The organism is Ensifer sp. MJa1 (genome assembly GCF_037026475.1).
Taxonomy (GTDB): domain Bacteria; phylum Pseudomonadota; class Alphaproteobacteria; order Rhizobiales; family Rhizobiaceae; genus Ensifer.
Genome location: NZ_JAKUMO010000003.1, coordinates 249,875 through 269,980, shown reverse-complemented (window position 1 = coordinate 269,980; position 20,106 = coordinate 249,875). Strand labels below are relative to the sequence as shown.

The 20,106-nt window shown below is 62.7% G+C and carries 21 protein-coding genes, 2 tRNA genes and 1 pseudogene; 9 read left to right on the top strand and 15 right to left on the bottom strand.

Going from position 1 to position 20,106, the window contains the following annotated elements; genetic code table 11:
• Positions 1-272 precede the first annotated feature (272 nt).
• Positions 273-2,939: a pyruvate, phosphate dikinase gene (ppdK, locus tag MKZ91_RS06470; protein ID WP_336169192.1), complete on the top strand. Its 2,667-nt coding sequence runs from the start codon at positions 273-275 to the stop codon at positions 2,937-2,939.
• A gap of 59 nt (positions 2,940-2,998) precedes the next feature.
• Here the strand turns inward: ppdK and MKZ91_RS06465 are convergent, their stop codons facing one another.
• Both MKZ91_RS06465 and MKZ91_RS06460 read right to left on the bottom strand, forming a co-directional pair.
• The gene (locus MKZ91_RS06465) at positions 2,999-3,250 is read right to left on the bottom strand and encodes a hypothetical protein (RefSeq protein WP_336169190.1); all 252 of its coding nucleotides are present in this window, start codon (positions 3,248-3,250) and stop codon (positions 2,999-3,001) included.
• Positions 3,251-3,558: 308 nt separating this feature from the next.
• Entirely contained in the window at positions 3,559-3,942 is a 384-nt protein-coding gene (locus MKZ91_RS06460; RefSeq protein WP_336169188.1) for a hypothetical protein, read from the bottom strand.
• A 265-nt stretch (positions 3,943-4,207) separates the two neighbouring features.
• Between MKZ91_RS06460 and MKZ91_RS06455 the strand changes: the two genes are divergently transcribed.
• The gene (locus MKZ91_RS06455) at positions 4,208-5,116 is read left to right on the top strand and encodes a DUF1499 domain-containing protein (RefSeq protein ID WP_336169186.1); all 909 of its coding nucleotides are present in this window, start codon (positions 4,208-4,210) and stop codon (positions 5,114-5,116) included.
• A 22-nt stretch (positions 5,117-5,138) separates the two neighbouring features.
• Here the strand turns inward: MKZ91_RS06455 and MKZ91_RS06450 are convergent.
• The 4 genes and pseudogenes from MKZ91_RS06450 to MKZ91_RS06435 form a co-directional block, all read right to left on the bottom strand.
• Positions 5,139-5,711 (bottom strand): annotated as a pseudogene (locus MKZ91_RS06450) (DUF4166 domain-containing protein).
• A gap of 80 nt (positions 5,712-5,791) precedes the next feature.
• The gene (locus MKZ91_RS06445) at positions 5,792-6,244 is read right to left on the bottom strand and encodes a thiol-disulfide oxidoreductase DCC family protein (protein ID WP_336169183.1); all 453 of its coding nucleotides are present in this window, start codon (positions 6,242-6,244) and stop codon (positions 5,792-5,794) included.
• 2 nt (positions 6,245-6,246) lie between these two features.
• On the bottom strand, positions 6,247-7,170 hold the full coding sequence (locus MKZ91_RS06440; protein WP_336169181.1) for an MBL fold metallo-hydrolase: 924 nt from the start codon (positions 7,168-7,170) through the stop codon (positions 6,247-6,249).
• Between the two features lie 17 nt (positions 7,171-7,187).
• The gene (locus MKZ91_RS06435; RefSeq protein WP_336169179.1) at positions 7,188-7,484 is read right to left on the bottom strand and encodes a cupin domain-containing protein; all 297 of its coding nucleotides are present in this window, start codon (positions 7,482-7,484) and stop codon (positions 7,188-7,190) included.
• A 218-nt stretch (positions 7,485-7,702) separates the two neighbouring features.
• Between MKZ91_RS06435 and MKZ91_RS06430 the strand changes: the two genes are divergently transcribed.
• Together MKZ91_RS06430 and MKZ91_RS06425 are read left to right on the top strand one after the other, a co-directional pair.
• A tRNA-Gln gene (locus MKZ91_RS06430) sits at positions 7,703-7,777 on the top strand.
• Between the two features lie 121 nt (positions 7,778-7,898).
• Positions 7,899-8,081 (top strand): YegP family protein, encoded by a 183-nt coding sequence (locus tag MKZ91_RS06425; protein ID WP_336169176.1) that lies wholly within the window; start codon positions 7,899-7,901, stop codon positions 8,079-8,081.
• Positions 8,082-8,147: 66 nt separating this feature from the next.
• Here MKZ91_RS06425 and MKZ91_RS06420 read toward each other — a convergent pair whose 3' ends face one another.
• A complete protein-coding gene (locus MKZ91_RS06420; RefSeq protein WP_336169174.1) occupies positions 8,148-8,585 on the bottom strand; it encodes a hypothetical protein in 438 nt (145 codons plus the stop codon).
• 361 nt (positions 8,586-8,946) lie between these two features.
• On the opposite strand from MKZ91_RS06420, the gene MKZ91_RS06415 reads away from it, so the two are divergent.
• Positions 8,947-9,023, top strand: a tRNA-Pro gene (locus tag MKZ91_RS06415).
• Between the two features lie 269 nt (positions 9,024-9,292).
• The gene (locus MKZ91_RS06410) at positions 9,293-9,712 is read left to right on the top strand and encodes a hypothetical protein (protein WP_336169171.1); all 420 of its coding nucleotides are present in this window, start codon (positions 9,293-9,295) and stop codon (positions 9,710-9,712) included.
• Between the two features lie 91 nt (positions 9,713-9,803).
• Here the strand turns inward: MKZ91_RS06410 and MKZ91_RS06405 are convergent, their stop codons facing one another.
• Both MKZ91_RS06405 and MKZ91_RS06400 read right to left on the bottom strand, forming a co-directional pair.
• The gene (locus tag MKZ91_RS06405) at positions 9,804-9,983 is read right to left on the bottom strand and encodes a hypothetical protein (RefSeq protein ID WP_336169169.1); all 180 of its coding nucleotides are present in this window, start codon (positions 9,981-9,983) and stop codon (positions 9,804-9,806) included.
• Positions 9,984-10,408: 425 nt separating this feature from the next.
• Complete coding sequence (locus MKZ91_RS06400) at positions 10,409-10,897, bottom strand: hypothetical protein (RefSeq protein ID WP_336169166.1); 489 nt, start codon at positions 10,895-10,897, stop codon at positions 10,409-10,411.
• A gap of 225 nt (positions 10,898-11,122) precedes the next feature.
• Here MKZ91_RS06400 and MKZ91_RS06395 point away from each other — a divergent pair, with 225 nt between their 5' ends.
• Positions 11,123-11,266: a hypothetical protein gene (locus MKZ91_RS06395; protein ID WP_336169164.1), complete on the top strand. Its 144-nt coding sequence runs from the start codon at positions 11,123-11,125 to the stop codon at positions 11,264-11,266.
• Positions 11,267-11,287: 21 nt separating this feature from the next.
• On the opposite strand, the gene MKZ91_RS06390 is transcribed toward MKZ91_RS06395, so the two are convergent.
• From MKZ91_RS06390 to MKZ91_RS06370, 5 genes are all read right to left on the bottom strand, one after another.
• Complete coding sequence (locus tag MKZ91_RS06390) at positions 11,288-11,482, bottom strand: hypothetical protein (RefSeq protein WP_336169162.1); 195 nt, start codon at positions 11,480-11,482, stop codon at positions 11,288-11,290.
• A 143-nt stretch (positions 11,483-11,625) separates the two neighbouring features.
• Positions 11,626-13,131 (bottom strand): sulfate adenylyltransferase subunit CysN, encoded by a 1,506-nt coding sequence (cysN, locus tag MKZ91_RS06385; RefSeq protein ID WP_336169159.1) that lies wholly within the window; start codon positions 13,129-13,131, stop codon positions 11,626-11,628.
• Positions 13,131-14,084, bottom strand: coding sequence for a sulfate adenylyltransferase subunit CysD (gene cysD / locus MKZ91_RS06380; protein WP_336169157.1), 954 nt, complete (start codon positions 14,082-14,084; stop codon positions 13,131-13,133). Before cysD ends, cysN begins: the two co-directional genes overlap by 1 nt.
• A 44-nt stretch (positions 14,085-14,128) precedes the next feature.
• The gene (locus tag MKZ91_RS06375) at positions 14,129-14,887 is read right to left on the bottom strand and encodes a phosphoadenylyl-sulfate reductase (protein ID WP_336169155.1); all 759 of its coding nucleotides are present in this window, start codon (positions 14,885-14,887) and stop codon (positions 14,129-14,131) included.
• Between the two features lie 250 nt (positions 14,888-15,137).
• Positions 15,138-17,051, bottom strand: a complete 1,914-nt coding sequence (locus MKZ91_RS06370) for a HAMP domain-containing methyl-accepting chemotaxis protein (RefSeq protein WP_336169153.1) — start codon at positions 17,049-17,051, stop codon at positions 15,138-15,140.
• 382 nt (positions 17,052-17,433) lie between these two features.
• Here MKZ91_RS06370 and MKZ91_RS06365 point away from each other — a divergent pair, with 382 nt between their 5' ends.
• Together MKZ91_RS06365 and MKZ91_RS06360 are read left to right on the top strand one after the other, a co-directional pair.
• Entirely contained in the window at positions 17,434-17,823 is a 390-nt protein-coding gene (locus tag MKZ91_RS06365) for a DUF6152 family protein (RefSeq protein ID WP_336169152.1), read from the top strand.
• Positions 17,820-18,302, top strand: a complete 483-nt coding sequence (locus MKZ91_RS06360) for a DUF6644 family protein (protein WP_336169150.1) — start codon at positions 17,820-17,822, stop codon at positions 18,300-18,302. The genes MKZ91_RS06365 and MKZ91_RS06360 overlap by 4 nt, the downstream gene beginning before the upstream one ends.
• Positions 18,303-18,304: 2 nt before the next feature.
• Here the strand turns inward: MKZ91_RS06360 and betA are convergent, their stop codons facing one another.
• Positions 18,305-19,954, bottom strand: a complete 1,650-nt coding sequence (betA, locus tag MKZ91_RS06355; RefSeq protein ID WP_336169149.1) for a choline dehydrogenase — start codon at positions 19,952-19,954, stop codon at positions 18,305-18,307.
• Positions 19,955-20,106: the final 152 nt, after the last annotated feature.

Genomic DNA, 20,106 nt, shown 5'->3' with positions numbered 1-20,106 from the left:
CTAATATTAGATATGTGTGATGGATCCGGCAATGCGGCGGCGCGTGGTTCTCAGCGCGCATTTCCCGGTTGTCGCGGCCAAAACTGCCGGTCCAGGGGTATTTTGTGGCCATCCGCGCATCGAAGCACGGCGGCAACGTGCCGTCCGTGCCAATATGTAGCATTGTTACAGAAAATGATGCGGTGCAGCATAAATCTTCGCCGGGTGCATTTCCAGCATGAAACATATACTGTAAATCGTCACAAAAGACTGTTTCTGGGTGGAGAGCAGGCATGACGAAATGGGTTTACACCTTCGGTGGGGGCAAGGCCGAGGGGCGCGCGGGTGATCGCGAGCGGTTGGGCGGCAAGGGCGCAAACCTTGCGGAAATGTGCAACCTCGGCTTGCCGGTGCCGCCGGGTCTGACGATCGTCACGGACGCTTGCAACAGCTTCTTCGACAACGGCAGGCAGATGCCGGCGGGCTTGCACGACCAGGTGCGCGAAGGTATCCGTCGGATGGAAGAGGTGACCGGCCGGGTTTTCGGCGACACCGCCCACCCGCTGCTACTTTCGGTCCGTTCCGGTGCTCGCGCCTCGATGCCGGGCATGATGGACACGGTGCTCAACCTTGGCCTCAATGATCAGTCGGTGCATGCGCTTGGCCACGATGCCGGCGACGCGCGCTTTGCCTGGGACAGCTACCGTCGCTTCATCCAGATGTATGGCGATGTCGTCATGGGTGTCGACCACGATGTCTTCGAGGAAATTCTTGAAGACGAAAAGGCACGGCTCGGCCACGAACAGGACACCGAGTTGTCGGCGGTCGAGTGGCAGCATGTCATCTCCCGCTACAAGGAAGCGATCGAGGAGGCGCTCGGCGAGCCATTCCCGCAGGACCCGGAAGTGCAGCTCTGGGGCGCAATCGGCGCTGTCTTTTCGAGCTGGATGAATCCGCGGGCGATAACCTATCGTCATTTGCATGGGATTCCCGCGGCCTGGGGAACGGCCGTCAATGTCCAGGCAATGGTCTTCGGCAATCTCGGCAATTCCTCGGCAACCGGCGTCGCCTTCACCCGCAATCCCTCGACCGGTGAGAGCGAGCTCTACGGTGAGTTCCTCGTCAACGCGCAAGGGGAGGATGTCGTTGCCGGCATCCGCACCCCGCAGAACATTACCGAGGCCGCGCGTATCGCTTCGGGCTCCGACAAGCCGTCGCTTGAAAAGCTGATGCCGGAAGCCTTTGCCGAGTTCCGCTCGATCTGCGATACGCTCGAGCGCCACTATCGTGACATGCAGGATCTCGAGTTCACCATCGAGCGCGGCACGCTCTGGATGCTGCAGACGCGGTCGGGCAAGCGCACCGCCAAGGCGGCGCTGAAGATCGCCGTCGATATGGCCGAAGAAGGCCTGATCTCCGAGCAGGAGGCAGTCGTTCGCATTGATCCGGCCTCGCTCGACCAGCTGCTGCACCCAACGATCGATCCGCATGCGCGCCGCGACATCATCGGCTCCGGCCTGCCGGCGTCGCCCGGTGCGGCCACCGGCGAGATCGTCTTTACCTCCGAGGAGGCGGTGCAGGCCGACAAGGAGGGCCGCAAGGTCATCCTCGTTCGCGTCGAGACCAGCCCGGAAGACATTCACGGCATGCATGCCGCCGAAGGCATCCTGACGACCCGCGGCGGCATGACCAGCCACGCCGCTGTGGTTGCCCGCGGCATGGGCACGCCTTGCGTTTCCGGCGCCGGCAGCATCCGTGTCGACCTTCGCAACGAAGTTCTGACGGCCGGAGGCGTGACGCTGAGAAAAGGCGATATCATCACCATCGACGGATCGTCCGGCCAGGTGCTGAAGGGCGCGATCGCCATGTTGCAGCCGGAGCTTTCCGGCGACTTCGGCAAGATCATGGCCTGGGCGGATGGCAGCCGCCGCATGACCGTCAGGACCAATGCCGAAACACCGGCTGACGCGCGCGCCGCGCGCTCCTTTGGGGCCGAAGGCATCGGTCTTTGCCGCACCGAGCACATGTTCTTCGAGGACGATCGCATCAACGTCATGCGGGAAATGATCCTTGCAGACGACGAAGGCGGTCGCCGGGCCGCTCTTTCCAAGCTGTTGCCGATGCAGCGCTCGGATTTTGCCGAGCTGTTCTCGATCATGCACGGCCTGCCGGTGACGATCCGCCTGCTCGATCCGCCGCTGCACGAGTTCCTGCCCAAGACCGACGAGGAAATCGCCGACGTTGCCGGCGCCCTCTCGCTCGATCCTTCGGAACTGCGCCAGCGTGTCGATGAACTGCACGAGTTCAACCCGATGCTCGGCCACCGCGGCTGTCGCCTGGCGATTTCCTATCCGGAGATCGCCGAGATGCAGGCGCGCGCCATCTTCGAGGCCGCGGTCGAGGCCGCACGCGAAACCGGCGCCGCGGTCGTTCCCGAAATCATGGTGCCACTTGTCGGCCTTCGCGCCGAGCTCGACTACGTCAAGGAGCGGATCGAGACGGTGGCGAAGGACGTGATCGGCGAGGCGGGCATCGGCATCGATTATCTCGTCGGCACGATGATCGAGCTGCCGCGAGCGGCCTTGCGTGCCGGCGTCATCGCCGAAGCGGCCGATTTCTTCTCCTTCGGCACCAACGACTTGACGCAGACGACTTTCGGCATTTCGCGCGATGACGCCTCGCAGTTCCTGGCGACCTATCAGCAGAAGGGCATCATCGAGCAGGACCCCTTCGTCTCGCTCGATTTCGATGGCGTTGGCGAGCTCATCCAGATCGCCGCCGAGCGCGGGCGTCGCACGAAGAACGGCCTGAAGCTCGGCATCTGCGGCGAGCATGGCGGTGATCCGGCCTCGATCCGTTTCTGCGAAGAAACCGGGCTCGACTATGTCTCCTGCTCACCCTTCCGCGTGCCGATCGCCCGCCTTGCCGCGGCACAGGCAGCGATCAACGGCAAGGGGTGAGCGCGTTCGAGGGTGGCGGTGTCGAGTGTCGCCGCCGCCCCGTCCCTCGCGCCGTCTGATCACCGGACGATGACAACGGGTCGGTCCCAGCCCCACATCATGACGTCGTTCTGATAGCGGAAGGCGCGCGATTCAGCGCGTCGATCGAGTTCGATGCGCTGCAGGCAGGTGGCAAAAGCATCGGTGCCGCGGCGGAAACCGTAGGAGGCGCAGGTATTGCCGTCGGCGATGCGCCGTTCTTCGGGCGTCATTGTCTGGCAGGCCGTCAAGAGCAGGGCGGCTGCGACAAGGACAGTCAATCGGGTCGTCATGGTTCTCGTGCCTCCTGCGTACGCGCGAGCGCTGCCGCGGCTCACGTTTCGAATCGCAGTTAATATAGGGGGTTGTGCCGAAAATCGAAGCGGTGGCGTCCAATCTTTGACAACCATACGGTTGCGCAAAGTCTGGGCATACTACCGGCTGCGGCTGCCTTGCCTGTTCTGATTTTCCAAGGAGCTTCGGACGCGAGCAACGCGGCGGTCGACAGAAACCCTGCGACGGGCTGTTCGAAGGGGCTTTTGACTATGCGTTCCGGCTGCTCGACCGCGCCTGTCTTGCGCCGTGACAGTCTTCGACGCGATTACATGCGCTCGAGCAAGCCGACAAAGGATTCGGCGAAGCGTTGCAGGTCGCGGGTGCTGTCGCCCGGGTGCTCGACGCGGATCGATGTCCCATCTTTGTCGAGGCAGGCAAACAGGATCGATGTCTCGCTTTCGGCTTCGCTAAGGCGAAGCACGGCGATGCTCTGGCAATCTTCGATCAGATCCGAGGCGGGGAGGGCAAATAGAAACTCGCCGCCGCTGCTGTCGGCGACGCTGCGCACGAAGTCGCTGAAATCGTCGGTCCCGCCGGAGAAGCTGTCGAGCGAGAGTTCGAGCTCGAGGAGCCCCGTCGGGATGCCGCCGTCGCCGGCCGGAAGAGCGGTATGGGTGGCGATGGCCACGGATGCCTGCGGTGCTTCCATGTCGGTTCTCCGTCGATTGCGGCGCACTCTCGCACAATGCCGGGCGCCGGCCGTTGCCTCCGATTGAAACTCCACCCGCCGCCGTGAACGGCGCCCGGGCATATTCGTATGTACTGATAGGTGGTTAACGAGAATGGCGATTTTGCGGCGAAGCCCATTGCCGCGGCCAAGCTGCCGCGCCCGACAGGCGCATTGCCTGTTTCCACCACAAAGGGCATGGTCTAAGAATGCAGTCTGTTTTACGGCAGGGGATTGATTCAATTACATGATGGTCCGGTATGAGCGCCCCTATTCCTATGCTGCCCATTGGGCGCGCCGCTTTGCCCGTATCTCCTTTGTCCTCTTTACGCTGTCGCTGCTTGCCCACCGCTTCGGGCCGCTGACGACACCGCACTTCCTGGCGCTCGTCGGTTTGGCTGGCGTCTTTGCCTTGCTTGCGGTGCTGCTGGCCGTCGTCGGCCTCGTTCGCCTCTGGCAGGTCGCCGCAATCGGCGGCCTCGCCTCGGCTGCGGCGCTCGTTTATGCCGCGCCGGCGCTGGGCTTTATCGGCTTCGGCGTGGTGCAATACCTGACCCGGCCGGAGATCTACGATGTCAGCACCGACACTGTGACGCCGCCGCCATGGCTGAAGGTGCCCCAGGTGGAGGACACCTGGCTGAGGCGCAAGCCGGCGGTAACGCCGGAAGATCGCGAGGCGCAGGTGCTGGCCTATCCGGGCCTCACCGGCCGGCGCTACGACGGCGCACTCGACCGCGTCTACCAAGGGGTGCGCAAGGTCATCGAGCAGAGCCGCGTCGGGATCACCGAGGAACTCGGCGTCGAAAACGCCCGCGCCGATCTCGAGGACCTGACGGTTCGCCCGAATGCCGGGGCGGACGACACGGTCGAACCCGAGAATGTGCCGGTGCCGGCGGCGCGGCCGGAGCTGGAACTCGAAGGTGCAATCGTTGGACGGCGCGCAAGCGACGTCGTGTTGCAGGGCGAATGGCGCACGCTGATCGCCGGTTTCCGCTTCGACGTGCTGATAAGGCTGCGCGAAGAGGCCGAGACGACCTTTGTCGATCTGCGGGTAGCGTCGCGCTACGGCCCGCATGATCTTGGCATGGGGGCTGCCTTCGCCGACCAGTTCCTGCGTGCGCTCGACGCCGAATTGCTGGGCATCGCCGGCGATTGATAGGCCGAGGCCGACGAAACACCTAGCGGTTCACGTGCGCGCCGCGGTCAACAAATTCGTCGGGTGTTCTTGCGTCCGGGACGGGCTCGACTGGCAATTCCGCTTCGTCGGCTGCTTTAAGCCAGCCGCGATAGCGCACGATCAGGCCGGTCAACGGGCTTTCGACTTCGACATGGAAATGGAACAAACCGTCGCGGTCTTCCTCGAATGTCCGGCCACCGGGCGCAAACTTTAGGGGAAGCGGAAGGCCAAGGACGGATCAGCTGCGAACCGAGAGATGCAGGCGGTTTTCCCTTGGCTCCAGACCGCACAGGATACGGAACGGACCGAAATCCTCTGCGAGCAGGGGCTCATTTCGCCATTTCACTTTCTGCTGAGAACTGCGCAGGATTTTCTCGCCGAAGCGGCGGGTCCAGACTTCCCGGCCATTGGCGCATGCAAAACTGATCTCGACCGGAACGTCGTCGCCGGCGGCAGGAAAACCGAAGAAGGAAGTGACGAGGCTCGCCCAGACCGATCTGCCACGCTCGATGACGGCACGGCCCCGAAAGGTCACGTGTCCTTCCGCCCTTTCATGCAAGGCGCGGATCGCCACGGGTAGGCGCTCCCAATCGCGCCCGAGAACCTGTTGGTAGAGGCTGTGCTGGTGGACCCCGTCTCTTGTGCATCCGCTCTTCACGTGATGAAACGTCCGCGCTCTTCGGGTGTCGGCACAACGCAGCTCGAGCGTCGTCCGGCGATGCGATATCGGTTTTTCGCTACGAGATCGTAAAGCGGATCACGAAGGGCAGCTGGCAGGATACGGCAGATGTTCATCAGCGACCACGGCCAGCCGAGGCCTGCGAGTGTACGGATCGATCCATCAGACTTGAAGTGCGCTACGCCATCCTCGATCAGGATGTTGCTTTCAAAATTGCGAACGCTAAGCCCGTAGTGCCGGTAGAGCGCCTGGCCGAGTGGTGACTGCGCCGTTAGATAGCGGTAACGGGCCAGCCGGTCGTGACGCAGGAGAAAACGAACCCAACTCGAGCAGAAGATACATTCGCCATCAAAGACGATCACCGGCCTGTCGTCGGCAAAGGCAGGCACCGAGGCATCGTTGCGATAGCTGTAGGGTCTCTGCCGCATGCTCAGCCGGCCCCGCCGCGGGCAAGCCGATAGGCGCCCAAGAGCGACGACGGCCCGTCTGTCTCGACACGGCCTTGCTCGATCAGGTCTTCCAGATGCGCAAGCACCGAGAGCGCCGCCGCCCCATGCAGCCTGACGTCGGTGGAGGCGTAGATGACCTTGACCATATCAGGGATGCGGCTGTCGCCGGCGCGGATGCGTTCGAGCACGGCGCGCTCGCGCATCTTGCGGTGCGCGCGCAGGCCGCGAAGAAACGACGCAGGCTCGGCCACCGGCCCGCCATGGCCAGGCAGATAGAGGCGCTCGTCGCGCTCAAGCAGCTTTTCGAGCGACGCCATGTAGTCGGCCATGGCGCCATCGGGCGGCGCGACAATCGTCGTCGCCCAGGCCATGACGTGGTCGGCGGAAAAGAGAATGTCGGTGCCGTCGAGCGCAAACGCCATATGGTTGGCCGTGTGCCCCGGCGTTGCCAGGCCCGTCAGGCTCCAGCCGTCGCCTTCGATGCGGCCGCCATCGGCAAGCGCGACATCCGGGGCAAACTCCATGTCCGAGCTTTCGGCAAAGGGATTGGTCTCGCCCGCATGCAAGGGCCGGGCCGGCCGGTGCGGCCCTTCACCGACGATCAGGGCGCCGGTCGCAGCCTTCAGCCGGCGGGCAAGCGGCGAGTGGTCGCGATGCGTGTGGCTGACGGCGATATGGGTGACCTCGCGTCCGGCAAGTGCGGCCATGAGCGCTTGGAAATGCGCCTCGTCGTCCGGGCCCGGATCAATCACCGCGACCGAGTGCCTGCCGACGATGTAGCTATTGGTGCCGTGGAACGTGAACGGTCCGGGATTGTTGACGGTGATGCGCTGCACGTCATCGGCCACCGTCACGGCCTCGCCATGGGCCGGCTTGAAATCGAGATCGAAATCGGGCCCCTGCATGCGTCTCTTCCTGGCTTTCACTTGTATTCGATCTCGATGAACGACATCGGCTCGCTGCCGGCATTGACGACATTGTGCGCCATACCGGCCTCGCGGCGATAGGCAGCACCCTTGGCAATGTCGACCCGGCGACTGCCCGTTTCTTCCTCGAGCAGGAACTGGCAGTCGGTCATCGGCACGACGACATAGCCGAGACCGTGCACGTGATGGCCGGTATCTGCCCCCGGTTCGAAATCCCAACGGGTGATCCTGACGACTGCATCGTCGACGAGCACGCTTGGAACAGCAGGCGGGCGGGCGCGAAACTGGCTCATGAGGTTCTCCATTCGCCGGGACAATAGGGGGTGCGGCCAAGGAAGGGAAGGGCGCGCCCTGGCGCACCAGCGCCATGCGGGCAGCCGCCGCCGCCTTTTGCACAGGCCGCCAACAAATCCGCCAAAAAACCGGCTTCGTGCCAACTTAGTCATTGTGACGCGCGACGAGCTTTGATAATCAGGCGCTCGATTTGGCGGGTTGTTCCCGCCACATTCGTTGGGGCGTCGCCAAGCGGTAAGGCACCGGTTTTTGGTACCGGCATTCCCAGGTTCGAATCCTGGCGCCCCAGCCACATTCTCCCTTGAGGCATGCATCGCCGTCGGTCAGGCCGCGCTTACTTGCGTGCACCCTTGTCAACCGTCTCTGCAACTGACACGCTAACTGTGTTGATTCCTACTTGTGTGAGGGAGAAGATGGCTCACAAATTCGAGATCTACAAAGACAAGGCTGGCGAATACCGTGTCCGCTTCAAATACAACAATGAAGTGATGTTTTCGACGGAAGGTTACTCGAGCAAGGCCAGTGCGCAGAACGCCATTGACTCTATCAAGAAGAATGGTCCGGGCGCACCTGTCGAAGACAACAGCAACAGCTGAGGTCGCCGCATTTCCATAGAGAAAGCCCGCCGACTAGCACCGGCGGGCTTTTGTTTTTTGGGGCGCTTAGCCGGCGGTTGCTGCCGGCTTGGTCTCAGCCGGCGCGCCAAGGAACTCTTCGCACCAGCTCGGGCCGTCGGCACGCTTGCGGTCGCCGACAATGCGGATCGAGCGGATGACGTAGTCGGACGAGACGGTGAGCTGTACCGAGCAGCTCAGATACTCCGTGCGGGCCGAGGCGATACGCTTGCCGCGTTTGCCGTCCTTGGTGGTTTCGTATTGTGCCGGGATCTTGCGGGTCTTGTAGCCGCCCTTCCAGCTATAGACGGTGGAGCTGCCGCTTTCGACGTCGGAGATCGGCGGGCCGTACTGGGCAAAGAAGCCGCCGGCCGGTTGGCCGAGCCAACGCGCTTCGACCGCGTTCCTGGAAATCCCCGTTGACGTCGTCGTGCAGCCGGTAAGCACGAGCGCAAGGCCCGCCACCGTCATCATGCGGAAGTTCATGTTTCTGTCCCTTTGGCTCTCGTTCTGAAATAGCTATGGCACGGAAGCCCTGTATCCCCTGGGTTTCCGCGCTTTCCGTTGTGCCTCTAGCGCCAAAAGACGGGAAAGGAAATCCACGTTGCGGCTGCGATTTCAGGAAAATATGAAGCGTTGCAGAAAGTCCCTATTCCATGGTCGTAGGGGGACTTGTTGTTGAGGCAAAAGGAGCGGCGATGACTGTTTATGCATCGCCATGCCCGTTTAAGGGGCGATTTCTGCACCGGTTTTCCACCGTCACAAATTTTTTGAAAAAGGCGCAAGGTTTTTCGAGTTAGGCGCTTGTGAAATCAAAAAGCCTGTTCTATAGAGGCGCCGCTGGTCACGGAGTGTAGCGCAGTCTGGTAGCGCACCACGTTCGGGACGTGGGGGTCGCAAGTTCGAATCTTGCCACTCCGACCAGCCGAAAAGCCCGGATTTCCGGGCTTTTTTCATTTCCGGCAGAATTTCACACCATTATCTGCCGCAGATCTCAGCGCGGCCTATCATCCGCTTGCCGCCTTCGAACCCGATCAAGCTTTCCTGACGCCGTGGCGCTCTCCCGCAACCGTTCGTCGCGCCGTTTGAGCCGTTGGTCGAATACCGGTGCATGCATTGAGGCAATGCTCTGCCCTCGAGAAACGGACGACTGTAGGCTCACGGTCATCGCATCAAAACGACGAGGAACGGGAATGTCGATCAAACAACTGTCACTTGCAGCGGTTCTGCTCTTGGCCGGCCATTCGGTGGCCGCGGCCCAGAGCTGCGAGAAGAACTTCAAGGCTACGGGCGTGCCGCTGGTGACGCCGGTCTTTTACAAGACCTGGCAGGATTTTCCAAAGCTGAAGCCTGAGGCTGCCTTGCAGCGGATGGCCCGCGGCGTGGCGGCGGAAGGTTTCTCGGGAATCGAGATCAACGAGTCGCTCGGAACCATCGAAGCCTATCAGGATACGTCCGGCTCCGGACGCCTGCAGACGTTGCGCGTCGTTGCCCGCAAGCGCGGCTCCGGCACGCGCGTCGATGCGATGTTCGATATTCAGGTCGGGCAGGTGACCACCAAGCAGGTGGTGCAGGAGGGGCTCTGCAACATCATCCGCTCCGCCGTCGAGTAGCTGCGGCTTCAGCACGCCGCAGGCTCGTGCCGCGGCGTGCTGACACATGGGGCTTGGCGCGCTTCCGAGAGGGCAGCGCGCCAGGTCTTGGTCAGCCTTGCCGCTCGAGCACTTTCAGCGCCGTTTGCGCAGCGGCCTGTGCCTGCAGCATCGAGGTGAAATTACCCTGGGCCGGATAGGTGACGCCGCGGAACTTGATGACGAAGCACCATTTGCCGCTGGCGCGTTTCTCGACATTGACACTGGTTTCCGGCTTCTTGTCCGTGGTCACCGTTTCGTCTCCCTGGTTCGGCGCATCGTTGCGCGAAAGTCGTCCAATACGCCGAGGAGATCGGTTCTGTCCACATGTGCGGCCGCCAGCCGTGCTTGCGGCTGCCTGCGGTTTTGGCAAGTGGAGAAGGTTTGTGGTCGCGCGAATGACCCTACGATCAGGCGGACTGTCCCACGACGCTCGAAAACGGTGAAACAGCCCTATCGATCTTCATGATCGACGCGCCAACTTACGAATGCCGAGGCGGAAGAAAAGACGCGATTTCAGCGACTTCGGGCCAAGGTGAAGCCTTTGGTCCTGCCGTCCCATTTTGAGACGGGGCGCCGTTATTCAACGTTGGCAAGGGCGCCGATATGACTGGCCGGCGTTGATCGGTGCATGCGGCGCCCGCGGGTGTTTTCCCGTATGTTGCCTCGAGCATCGCTTCAGTTGCGCGGCGCCGGCTGGCGCGGGCGGGGAGCCGTGTCCATGGCTGCGTCCGTCGTCTGTGCAGCACCGATGTCCTCGGGCGCAAGATCGATGAACTCAAGCCGTGCATTCGGAGTGTCGAGGCTGTAGCCGGTCACCCGGCATCCACCTTTCTCGCGCACGGGGGCGGCACCGGTCAGCACGTAACCCGGTAGCGCCGGATCATAGCGACCGGAGACGGCATAGCCGGCGGCGTCGCAACCGTTGCGGAAGGTGAAGGCCGTGCCCCTGATGGCGCCGCGCCGTTCGATCTCTCCGGAAAAGGCAACCAGGCCCGGCTTGACGAAGTTGCGCAGGGAAGACTTGACCGTGCGGTAGATGATCGCTCCGCGGTCATAGTCGATCGCCATGCGCGAACCGTTATGGTCGAAAAGCGCCTCTTCGGCATGCGCGGCCCCGGCGATCACAAGGATGGCGACGAAACCCGCGATTGGTGACCGGCACATGCTTGAACTCGCAATGCGGTGAAGCTCTGCGAAGTGAAACAGATTGACTGCCGGTGTCAATCGGCGCCCCGCCGGGGCCGAGTACCCTGTGATCGTCTGGGGCGACTAAGCTGCATTTATTGTTCACCTGGAAACGACGTGTTCGCAGATTGCTGTCTTATCAATGTGAACAATCGCGGCGATATTTACTTCAACACTTGTTGTTGCCGAGATCGAGAGGCTCAGATGTTCAGGGAACCGATATTCACTTTTCGCGAGATCGCCATCTGGTCTGCCATCCTCGGCAGTGTCGTCGGCTATCAGCTCTGGCAGCACGCCGATCCGGCGCCGCTGACGATGGTTCTTCCCGCGATCGAGCAGCAGATTTGATGATTTAGCTGCGCCAGTGGTTTACTCCTCCGGCATGCCGTTGCGCCGGGCGGCCTGCAACAGCTCGATCTCGCCGGCGACGGGACCGAATTGGCTCTCGAGGCGCTGTGCTTCTTCCGGATCAAGCCGATATTTCCGAGCGAAAGCCTCGATTGTCGTCGTCCTCCCGCGAAAGCCTCTGGGCTGTGCGTCCTCACGTTGGTGTTCTGTTTTCATGGTGCTTCTCCCAAGACGCAGGAGATAGAGCAGCGGGTGGTTTTGGAAAGACATCAGTCGTGTGGTCTCGGGATTTCCAGCGCCCACGCTGAACGAAAAAAGGGCCCGATCCGGGCCCTTTTTGTGCGTCCAGCGATCGCCGATCAGCCGTCGATATCGTCTATGACCTCGATTGCCTTGCCGGCGCTGACGCGCCGAACTTCCGCTTCCTCGCGGCGGCTGGCAAAGAGTTCGGTCGCCATCAGCTGGTCGGCGAGATCCGCCGGCAGCGAGAGGATGACGCGGGCGTCTTCCGTGTGGATGCCGCCGAGCGCCGAACGCTTGGCCGTGATCATGCCGCCCGCCACCGTGTTGTTGGTGTCCGGGTCGATGAGGATGAAAGCGCCGGTGGTGCGGTTCTGCTCGTAGGTGTCGAAGATCGCCTGTTCGTCGAAGGACAGATGCACCTTGCCGATGGCGTTCATCGGCAATTGCTCGACGTGGTTCCACTTTCCGCTCTGGAGATCGAGCTGGCTGGCCGGCTGCACCTGGACGCGCTGGCGACGGCTGCCGCTCTTCAGCCAGTAGCGCTTGCCGGGCTGAATGCCTTCGGCCTGTAGCGCGACCAGTTGGGCATCGAAGGAGAGGCCAGTCAGCGGCTGGCTGTCGATGGCGACGATCATGTCGCCGCGCGAAACGTCGACCTGGCGGTCGAGCACGAGCGTGATTGCATCGCCAGCAACCGCCGCATTGCGCACGAGGTCGAAGGTGACGATCTTGGTGACGTTGGCGACCATGCCGGACGGCAGGATGACGACGCTGTCGCCGGGCTTCACCGAGCCGCCGGCAACGGTGCCCTGATAGCCGCGGAAGCTTTCGCCCGGACGCGAGACGCGCTGCACCGGCAGGCGGAAGCCGACGGTCTGGGCGGACCGTGTGGTTGCCAGTTCCAAGACCTCGATCAGCGTCGGACCGTCGTACCAGGGCATGGAGGCGCTGCCGTCATAAACGACGTTTTCGCCCTTGAGCGCCGAGACCGGGATGGCGGTGACCTGGCGCACGCCGAGCGACAGCGCCAGTTCGCGGAACTCGTGGCTGATCTGTTCGAAGCGGGCGCGGTCGTAGTCGGTGAGGTCGATCTTGTTGACCGCGAGCACGAACTGCTTGATGCCCATCAGGGTTGCGATCGTCGCGTGGCGGCGGGTCTGCTCAAGCAGGCCGACGCGGGCATCGACGAGCAGCACGGCGAGATCGGCGGTCGAAGCGCCGGTTGCCATGTTGCGGGTGTACTGTTCGTGGCCGGGCGTGTCGGCGACGATGAACGAGCGCTTGTCGGTCGAGAAGTAGCGATAGGCGACGTCGATGGTGATGCCCTGTTCGCGCTCGGCCTGCAGGCCGTCGAGCAGCAGTGCGAAATCGGGCAGGCCGAGATCATTCTGCTTGCCGTTGGAATCGCGCTGAAGGGTCGCCGCCTGGTCTTCCTTGACCGCCTTGGTGTCCCAGAGCAGGCGGCCGATCAGCGTCGACTTGCCGTCGTCGACCGAGCCGCAGGTGATCAGGCGCAGCGGGCGGCTGTCACGCACAGCACGCGCGGGCTCCTGCGCCGGAAAGGCGAGAACCTCGCCGGCAGCAACATCCTGAACGGCATTCGCGGTTGCGGGAGCGGTCATCAGAAATATCCTTCGCGTTTCTTCTTTTCCATCGAGCCGGACTGGTCGCGGTCGATGGCGCGGCCCTGGCGTTCGGATACGGTCGCGGTTTCGAGTTCGGAGATGATGTCGTCGAGCGTCGTCGCGCTCGAGCGGATGGCACCGGTCAGCGGGAAGCAGCCGAGCGTGCGGAAGCGGATCACTTCCTCGCGCTTGCTTTCACCCGGCAGCAGTTCGAGGCGCGGATCCTCGGCGAGGATCATCATGCCGTCGCGTTCGACGATCGGGCGCTTCTGGGCAAAGTAGAGCGGAACGATCGGAATGTCCTCGGCCTGGATGTAGCGCCAGATGTCGACCTCGGTCCAGTTGGAGAGCGGGAAGGCGCGCACGCTCTCGCCCTTGCGGATCATGCCATTGTAGACGTTCCACAGCTCCGGGCGCTGGTTGCGCGGATCCCAGCGGTGATCGGGCGTGCGGAACGAATAGATACGCTCCTTGGCGCGGCTCGCCTCTTCGTCGCGACGCGCGCCGCCGAAGGCGGCGTCGAACTGGCCGGCGTCGAGCGCCTGGCGCAACGCTTCGGTCTTCATGATGTCGGTATAGAGCGCCGAGCCGTGGGTGAACGGCGTGACGTTCTCGGCAGCCCCGCGCGGATTGACATGCTCGATCAGGTCGAGGTCGTAGCGCTCGACGATCTCGTTACGGAACGTGATCATCTCGGCGAACTTCCAGCCGGTGTTGACGTGCAACAGCGGGAAGGGCACGCGACCGGGATAAAACGCCTTGCGGGCGAGATGCAGGAGGACCGAAGAATCCTTGCCGATCGAATAGAGCATGACCGGGCGCTCGAACTCGGCAGCCACTTCGCGGAAGATGTGGATCGCTTCGTTTTCCAGCGCCTTCAGATGCGGGTCGAGCGGCGGTTTGGTGCTCTGCGGATTGTGCAGTTCCGTTTCCGGAAGGTTGTGGGGCATTTCAGTCTCCGGGAGGATTTGTCTCTAAGAAGAGCGCGCCAGCTTCAGGCGGCGCTGCTCGAATTCGGGATGATGGAGCTTGCGGCGGTTTCCGGAACGTGCAGGCCACATTCGCGCTTCTCGTCGTTCTCCCACCACCAGCGACCGGCGCGCTCCGGCTCGCCGGGCTTGATGGCGCGGGTGCAGGGCTCGCAGCCGATCGAGGGATAGCCGCGCTGATGCAGCGGGTTCACCGGGACGGCATGGGCCGCAACGTAAGCGCGGATGGTCTCGATGTCCCAGTCGGCGAGCGGGTTGATCTTGATCAGGCCACGTTCGAGATCGGCTTCCGCAAAGGGGGTCGATGCACGGTTGCCGGACTGGCCGCGGCGCAGGCCGGTGACCCAGAAGGTTGCCCCTTCGAGTGCGCGCGCAAGCGGCTTCAGCTTGCGCACGTCACAACAGGCATGTCGGGCTTCGACGCTTTCGTAGAAGCCGTTGAGGCCATAGCGCGCCGCGTAGGCGTCAATGTCGGCCTGTTGCGGATAGTACCGCTTGATCAGGATACCGTAGGTTTCTTCGGTCTTGTCGATAAGGGCGACGGTCTCGTTGAAAAGGCGGCCGGTCTCAAGGGTGGCGACATCTACGGAAAGCTTGTTCTCGCCGATGACCGCCGTGATCACCTGGTCCTCGATGCCGAGAGAGGTTGTGAAGACCGCGCGCCCTGCAAGGTTTGCCACATGCGCCAATCGCCCGGCAAGATCCAGGCCTTCCAGCGTCTCGTTCAGAGCCTTGGCGGTGGTTTCGAGGGATGACGTTGTCATGACTGCGTCCTGTTCCAATTGGCTCGGAATATCGCAGCCCAATGTGACAATGGACAGAAATAGCGGTTTCTAATGCTCTTTGTTTGGAGCAAATCTGCCTCTCAGATCGAAAGGCCGTGAAAAACCGAATATAGACTAGTAATTTACTAGATTTTATACTGTAATTCAAATGGAAATTCCGTGCCGAACTTCGCCAAGGCGTGGAAATGGCGATCCACGCCTTGGCGACCGGAGTTCGGACCCCTGATGGTCAGAACTCGGCCCAGCCGGCCTCCTGTGCCCGCGGGGCGCCGCGATAGCTGGTGGCAAGCTTGGCCGTCAGCGCCCGCACCGGGGAGGTGGCCGCGGCTTCGGCGGCCATGCCTGCGACCAGGCGGGGCGAGAAGGAAGGAGCGCTACCGGTCTTGAACCGCATCAGCAGCTCGTTGAGCGTGCCCGCTTCACGCGCCAGGCTGTGACTTGCCGCGGTCGACTGCTCCACCATCGCGGCATTCTGCTGCGTCCCCTGGTCGATCGCGTTGACGGCCGTATTGATTTGCTGGATACCGGCCGCCTGCTCGCGCGCGCTCTCGACGATCGCCGTTACGTGATGGCTGATTTCCTTGACCTCGCCGATGATGCTATCGAGCGCCGTCCCGGTTTCGCGTACCAGCGCGACACCGGATTTCACCTGATCGCCCGACGTAGCGATCAGAACCTTGATTTCCCGGGCAGCCTGGGCCGAACGCTGGGCAAGCTCGCGCACCTCCTGGGCGACGACGGCAAAACCCTTGCCGGCCTCGCCGGCACGCGCTGCCTCGACGCCGGCATTGAGCGCCAAAAGGTTGGTCTGAAAGGCGATGTCGTCGATCACGCCGATGATGCTGGAGATCTCACGCGACGAGGCCTCGATGCCGCTCATGGCCGTAACGGCACTGCCGACGACCTCGCCGGATTTTTCCGCCGCACCTCGGGTGCGTGCAACGAGCGTTCCGGCTTCTTCCGCCCGCCGGCTGGCGTCGGCGACAGTGGTCGCGATCTGGTCGAGCGCGGCTGCCGTTTCCTCGACGGAGGCTGCCTGTTGCTCTGTGCGCTTGGAAAGGTCACCGGCGGCCGAGCGGATCTCACCGGCGCCGGCATTGATGCTGCGGGCGTTCTCGCCAACGGAGCGCAGCGCCTCTTCGAGGTTGGTGACGGAACTGTTGAAATTGCTGCGCAGCCCGTCGAGCCGTTCTGCAAGGGGCGTCTCGATGCGATAGGTGAGATCGCCTTCTGCAAGCCGATCAAGCCCGAAGCCGAGCGCGTTGACGGCGGTCTGGATCTCGGCGGCTTCCTTTGCCTTCTGCGCTTCGCGTTGTTCGCGCTCGCGTTCGGAAAGCGTTCGATGGGTCTCTGCCTCCTGCTCCAGCCGCTGGCGTTCAAGCGCGTTGTCGCGGAAGACGGCGACGGCGCCGGCCATCTGGCCGACTTCGTCGCGGCGTTTCTCGCCGAAGATCTCGGCCTTGAGATTGCCAATGGCGAGCTGCCGCATGGCCTCACGCAGTCTCGTCAGCGGCCGCAAGAGACCCGAGATCACGAACCACACGGTGGCCGAAAGTGTCGCCAGGGCGAAGCCGGCTATGACCGTTTGCCAGAAGGACAGGTTGGCTTTCTCTCTCCTAGCCGCCTCGAGCTCGGAGTTGGCTTCTGAGAGCTGCAGCTTGATCAAATCGCTGATCGGTGCAGCGAGCGGGTCGATGGAGGCATAGAGCCTGGTGTCGACGAAACGGTCCAGTTCCGGCTTGTCCTCGCGCTGCATGATCTCGACGAGGTTGCGGATGGAGGCGTCGCTTGTGACACGCGCTTTGTCGAAATTCTCTGCGAGCCTCTTTTCCTCCGATGTCAGTCGCGTCGCCCCATAGGTGCGCCATTGCGTGTCGATGGTGGCAAGGGCGGTCTTGATCGCTTCCCTGCCTGCAGCCCAGCCGAGCGCGCCGCTCCGGACCTTGTGGGTCGTGTCGACGATCTCGACGGCATACATGTCCGAGACCGTTTTCAGCTGGTCGACCGGCAGCAGTCGATCGGCGACTATGGCTTCGGTGCGTTTGGAAATGGATGTCATCGCATTGAATGCCGTGACGATCATGACCAGCATGGCGGCGGCGAGCAGGGACAAACACACGAGCAGGCGTGCTTTGATTGTCATGGGAAACGCTCCTCGGTTGCCCGCAAGGCAAAATCATCCTCGGCCGATGGCCGCGGGCAGAGCCGCAAGGGCTCGGCAAGTGAGCTCGCCTTGGCAGGGGAGTGATGACGATGATGGGATGGAGCACGCGATCTTACGCGGCGAAACTGCCGTCATGGCACGTTCGCCCAGCGTTCACTCCGTCTCATCTAGACATAACAACCGGAGATTAAGAATGGCTAAATTTTAAGCTGTCGAGTGACATTCGCGCAACCCAAGGTCTTCGCAACCGAAGGCGGCAGCCGAGCGGCGGTACTCAAGAAGTGTTGAAGAGCATGTCCTTCCGCAAAAGGCTCTTCGGGTGCAAGCTGCGGCGTCTCAAAGAAGGCGAAGGAATAGGCAGATGTTGACAGCCATTTCACGCCGCGGCCTTGCGGGAGCGATTGGGATCGCACTCCTGGCTACCGGCGCCTATGCCCATCACGGCTGGTCCTGGGCAGAGGCCGACCAGATCGAACTCAAGGGCACGATTCGGGAGATCTCGATGGCGCCGCCGCACCCGACACTTGAGGTCGAGACCACCGGGGACGGGATGTGGCATGTCGAACTCGGTAATCCGCGCCAGACCGAGCGCTCCGGCTTCGTCGACGGCACGGCCAAGGTTGGCGACGCCGTCATCGTTCTTGGCAACCGATCGCTCGACCCGAACGAAAAACGCATGAAGGCCGTGCGCATCACCGTTGCGGGCAAGGTCTATGACATCTATCCGGAACGCATCCGGGCCGGTGGATGAGCGGATCGGAGTTCGTCGAATGGATCGCAAGCTTGCCGGTCGGCGTAGCGCTCCGGCGTTCGGCGCTCCTCTATCTCCTGGTCAACGCGGCCCACATCCTGGCGATCGGGCTGCTGATTGGCGCGATCGTACCGCTTGATCTGCGGCTGCTCGGTCTCGCAGGCCATGGACCGGTCGAGACGCTTGGCCCGTTTCTGTCGCGTGCAGCCGCCATCGGTCTTGCATTGGCGGTTGTCACAGGTCTCTGTCTCTTCAGCGTCCGGCCCTCCGCCTACCTCACCAATCCGGCATTCCTGACCAAGTTTGCGCTGGTGGTCCTTGGCACCGTGAACGCCCTATCGGTTCACAGGAGCAAGGCCTGGTCGGCTGCGATTGCGGGCGGCATGGTAGCGCTGCGCCTGCGGGTGCGGGCGTTCGCCTCCTTGGTGATATGGCTCGGCGCGCTGCTTGCCGGCCGCTGGATCGGCTTTATCGCTTAGGCTTACCGGTCGCTGACCTGCCAGCGCGGATTGATCCACGGCTCCTGGTTCGAACGCGCCAGCGGCTGCTTGCCGAGAATGTGGTCGGCCGCCTTCTCGCCGGTCATGATCGACGGGCTGTTAAGGTTGCCATAGGTCACATGCGGGAAGATCGAACTGTCGGCGACCCGCAGGCCGTCGACGCCAATGACGCGGGTTTCCGGATCGACAACCGCCATCGGATCATCCTTGGCGCCCATCTTGCAGGTGCCGCAGGGGTGATAGGCACTTTCCAGATGCTCGCGCAGGAAGGCGTCGATGTCTTCGTCCGACTGCACCTTCTCGCCCGGCTGGATCTCCGGGCCGCGGAAGTGGTCGAAGGCTTTCTGGCTGAAGATTTCGCGCGTGAGGCGCACGCAATGGCGGAACTTCTCCCAGTCTTCCGGGTGGCTCATATAGTTGAAGCGGATCACTGGATCGGCCATCGGGTCGGAGGAGCGCAGCGTGACATTGCCGCGCGATTTCGACAGGTTGTAGCCGACATGCACCTGGAAGCCGTGCGTATTGGCCGCCGCCTTGCCGTCATAGCTGATCGCCACGGGCAGGAAGTGGTACTGGATATCAGGTTGCTTGACACCTGCGGCCGAGCGCAGGAAGGCGCAGGCCTCGAACTGGTTGGAAATGCCGAGGCCCTTCTTGAAGAACAGCCATTGCGCGCCGGCAACGCCCTGCCAGAACCAGGGCAGCCAGGAATAGAGCGACACCGGCTTGGTCGAGACCTGCTGGAAATAGAACTCCATGTGGTCCTGCAGGTTCTGTCCAACGCCCGGTCGGTCGACCTTCACCTCAATGCCCATGTCCTTCAGGTGCTCAGCCGGACCGATACCGGAGAGCATCAACAGCTTCGGCGAATTGAACGAGGAGGCCGAGACGACAACTTCGCGGTTCGCCTTGACGATCTCGATCTTGCCGCCGCGTTCGATCTCGACGCCGGTCGCCCGGCCGTTCTCGATGATGATCCGGCGGGCGAAGCAGCGCACGAGCGAAACGTTCTGCCGCTTCATCGCCGGCTTCAGATAGGCGTTCGCCGCCGACCAGCGCCGGCCCTGCCAGACCGTCTGCTCCATCAGGCCGAAGCCTTCCTGCTTCGAGCCGTTATAGTCGTCCGTCACCTCGAAGCCGGCCTGTTTTCCCGCCTCGATGAAGGCATGAAACAACGGGTTGTGGACCGGGCCGCGCTTGACGTGCAGAGGCCCGTCGGAGCCGCGCCAGCCGGCTTCCCCACCATGCGAGTTTTCCATGCGCTTGAAGTAGGGCAGCACGTCGGAATAGGCCCAGCCGCGAGCGCCGAGCTCTTCCCAGCGGTTGAAGTCTTCCGCATGCCCGCGCACATAGACGAGGCCGTTGATCGAAGACGAGCCGCCGATCACCTTGCCGCGTGGTGCTGTGATGCGCCGATTGTTGAGGTTCGGCTCGGGTTCCGACAGATAGCCCCAATTGTAGCGCTTCATGCTCATCGGCCAGGCAAGTGCTGCCGGCATCTGGATAAAGGGCCCGGCATCCGTCCCGCCATATTCCAGAACCATGACGGTATTCTTGCCGTCTTCCGAGAGGCGATAGGCGAGCGCCGAGCCGGCCGAGCCGGAGCCGATGATGATGTAATCTGCCTGCATAAGCGTGGTCTTTCTCTATCTCCGGGTTCCCATGGCCGCGTCCTTTGTGGGGCGGCGAGGAATGCGCCCCTCATCCGCCTGCCGGCACCTTCTCCCCGCAAGCGGGGCGAAGGGACGTTGCCGCACCGTTTTGTGCACTCTCAAGCCGCTGG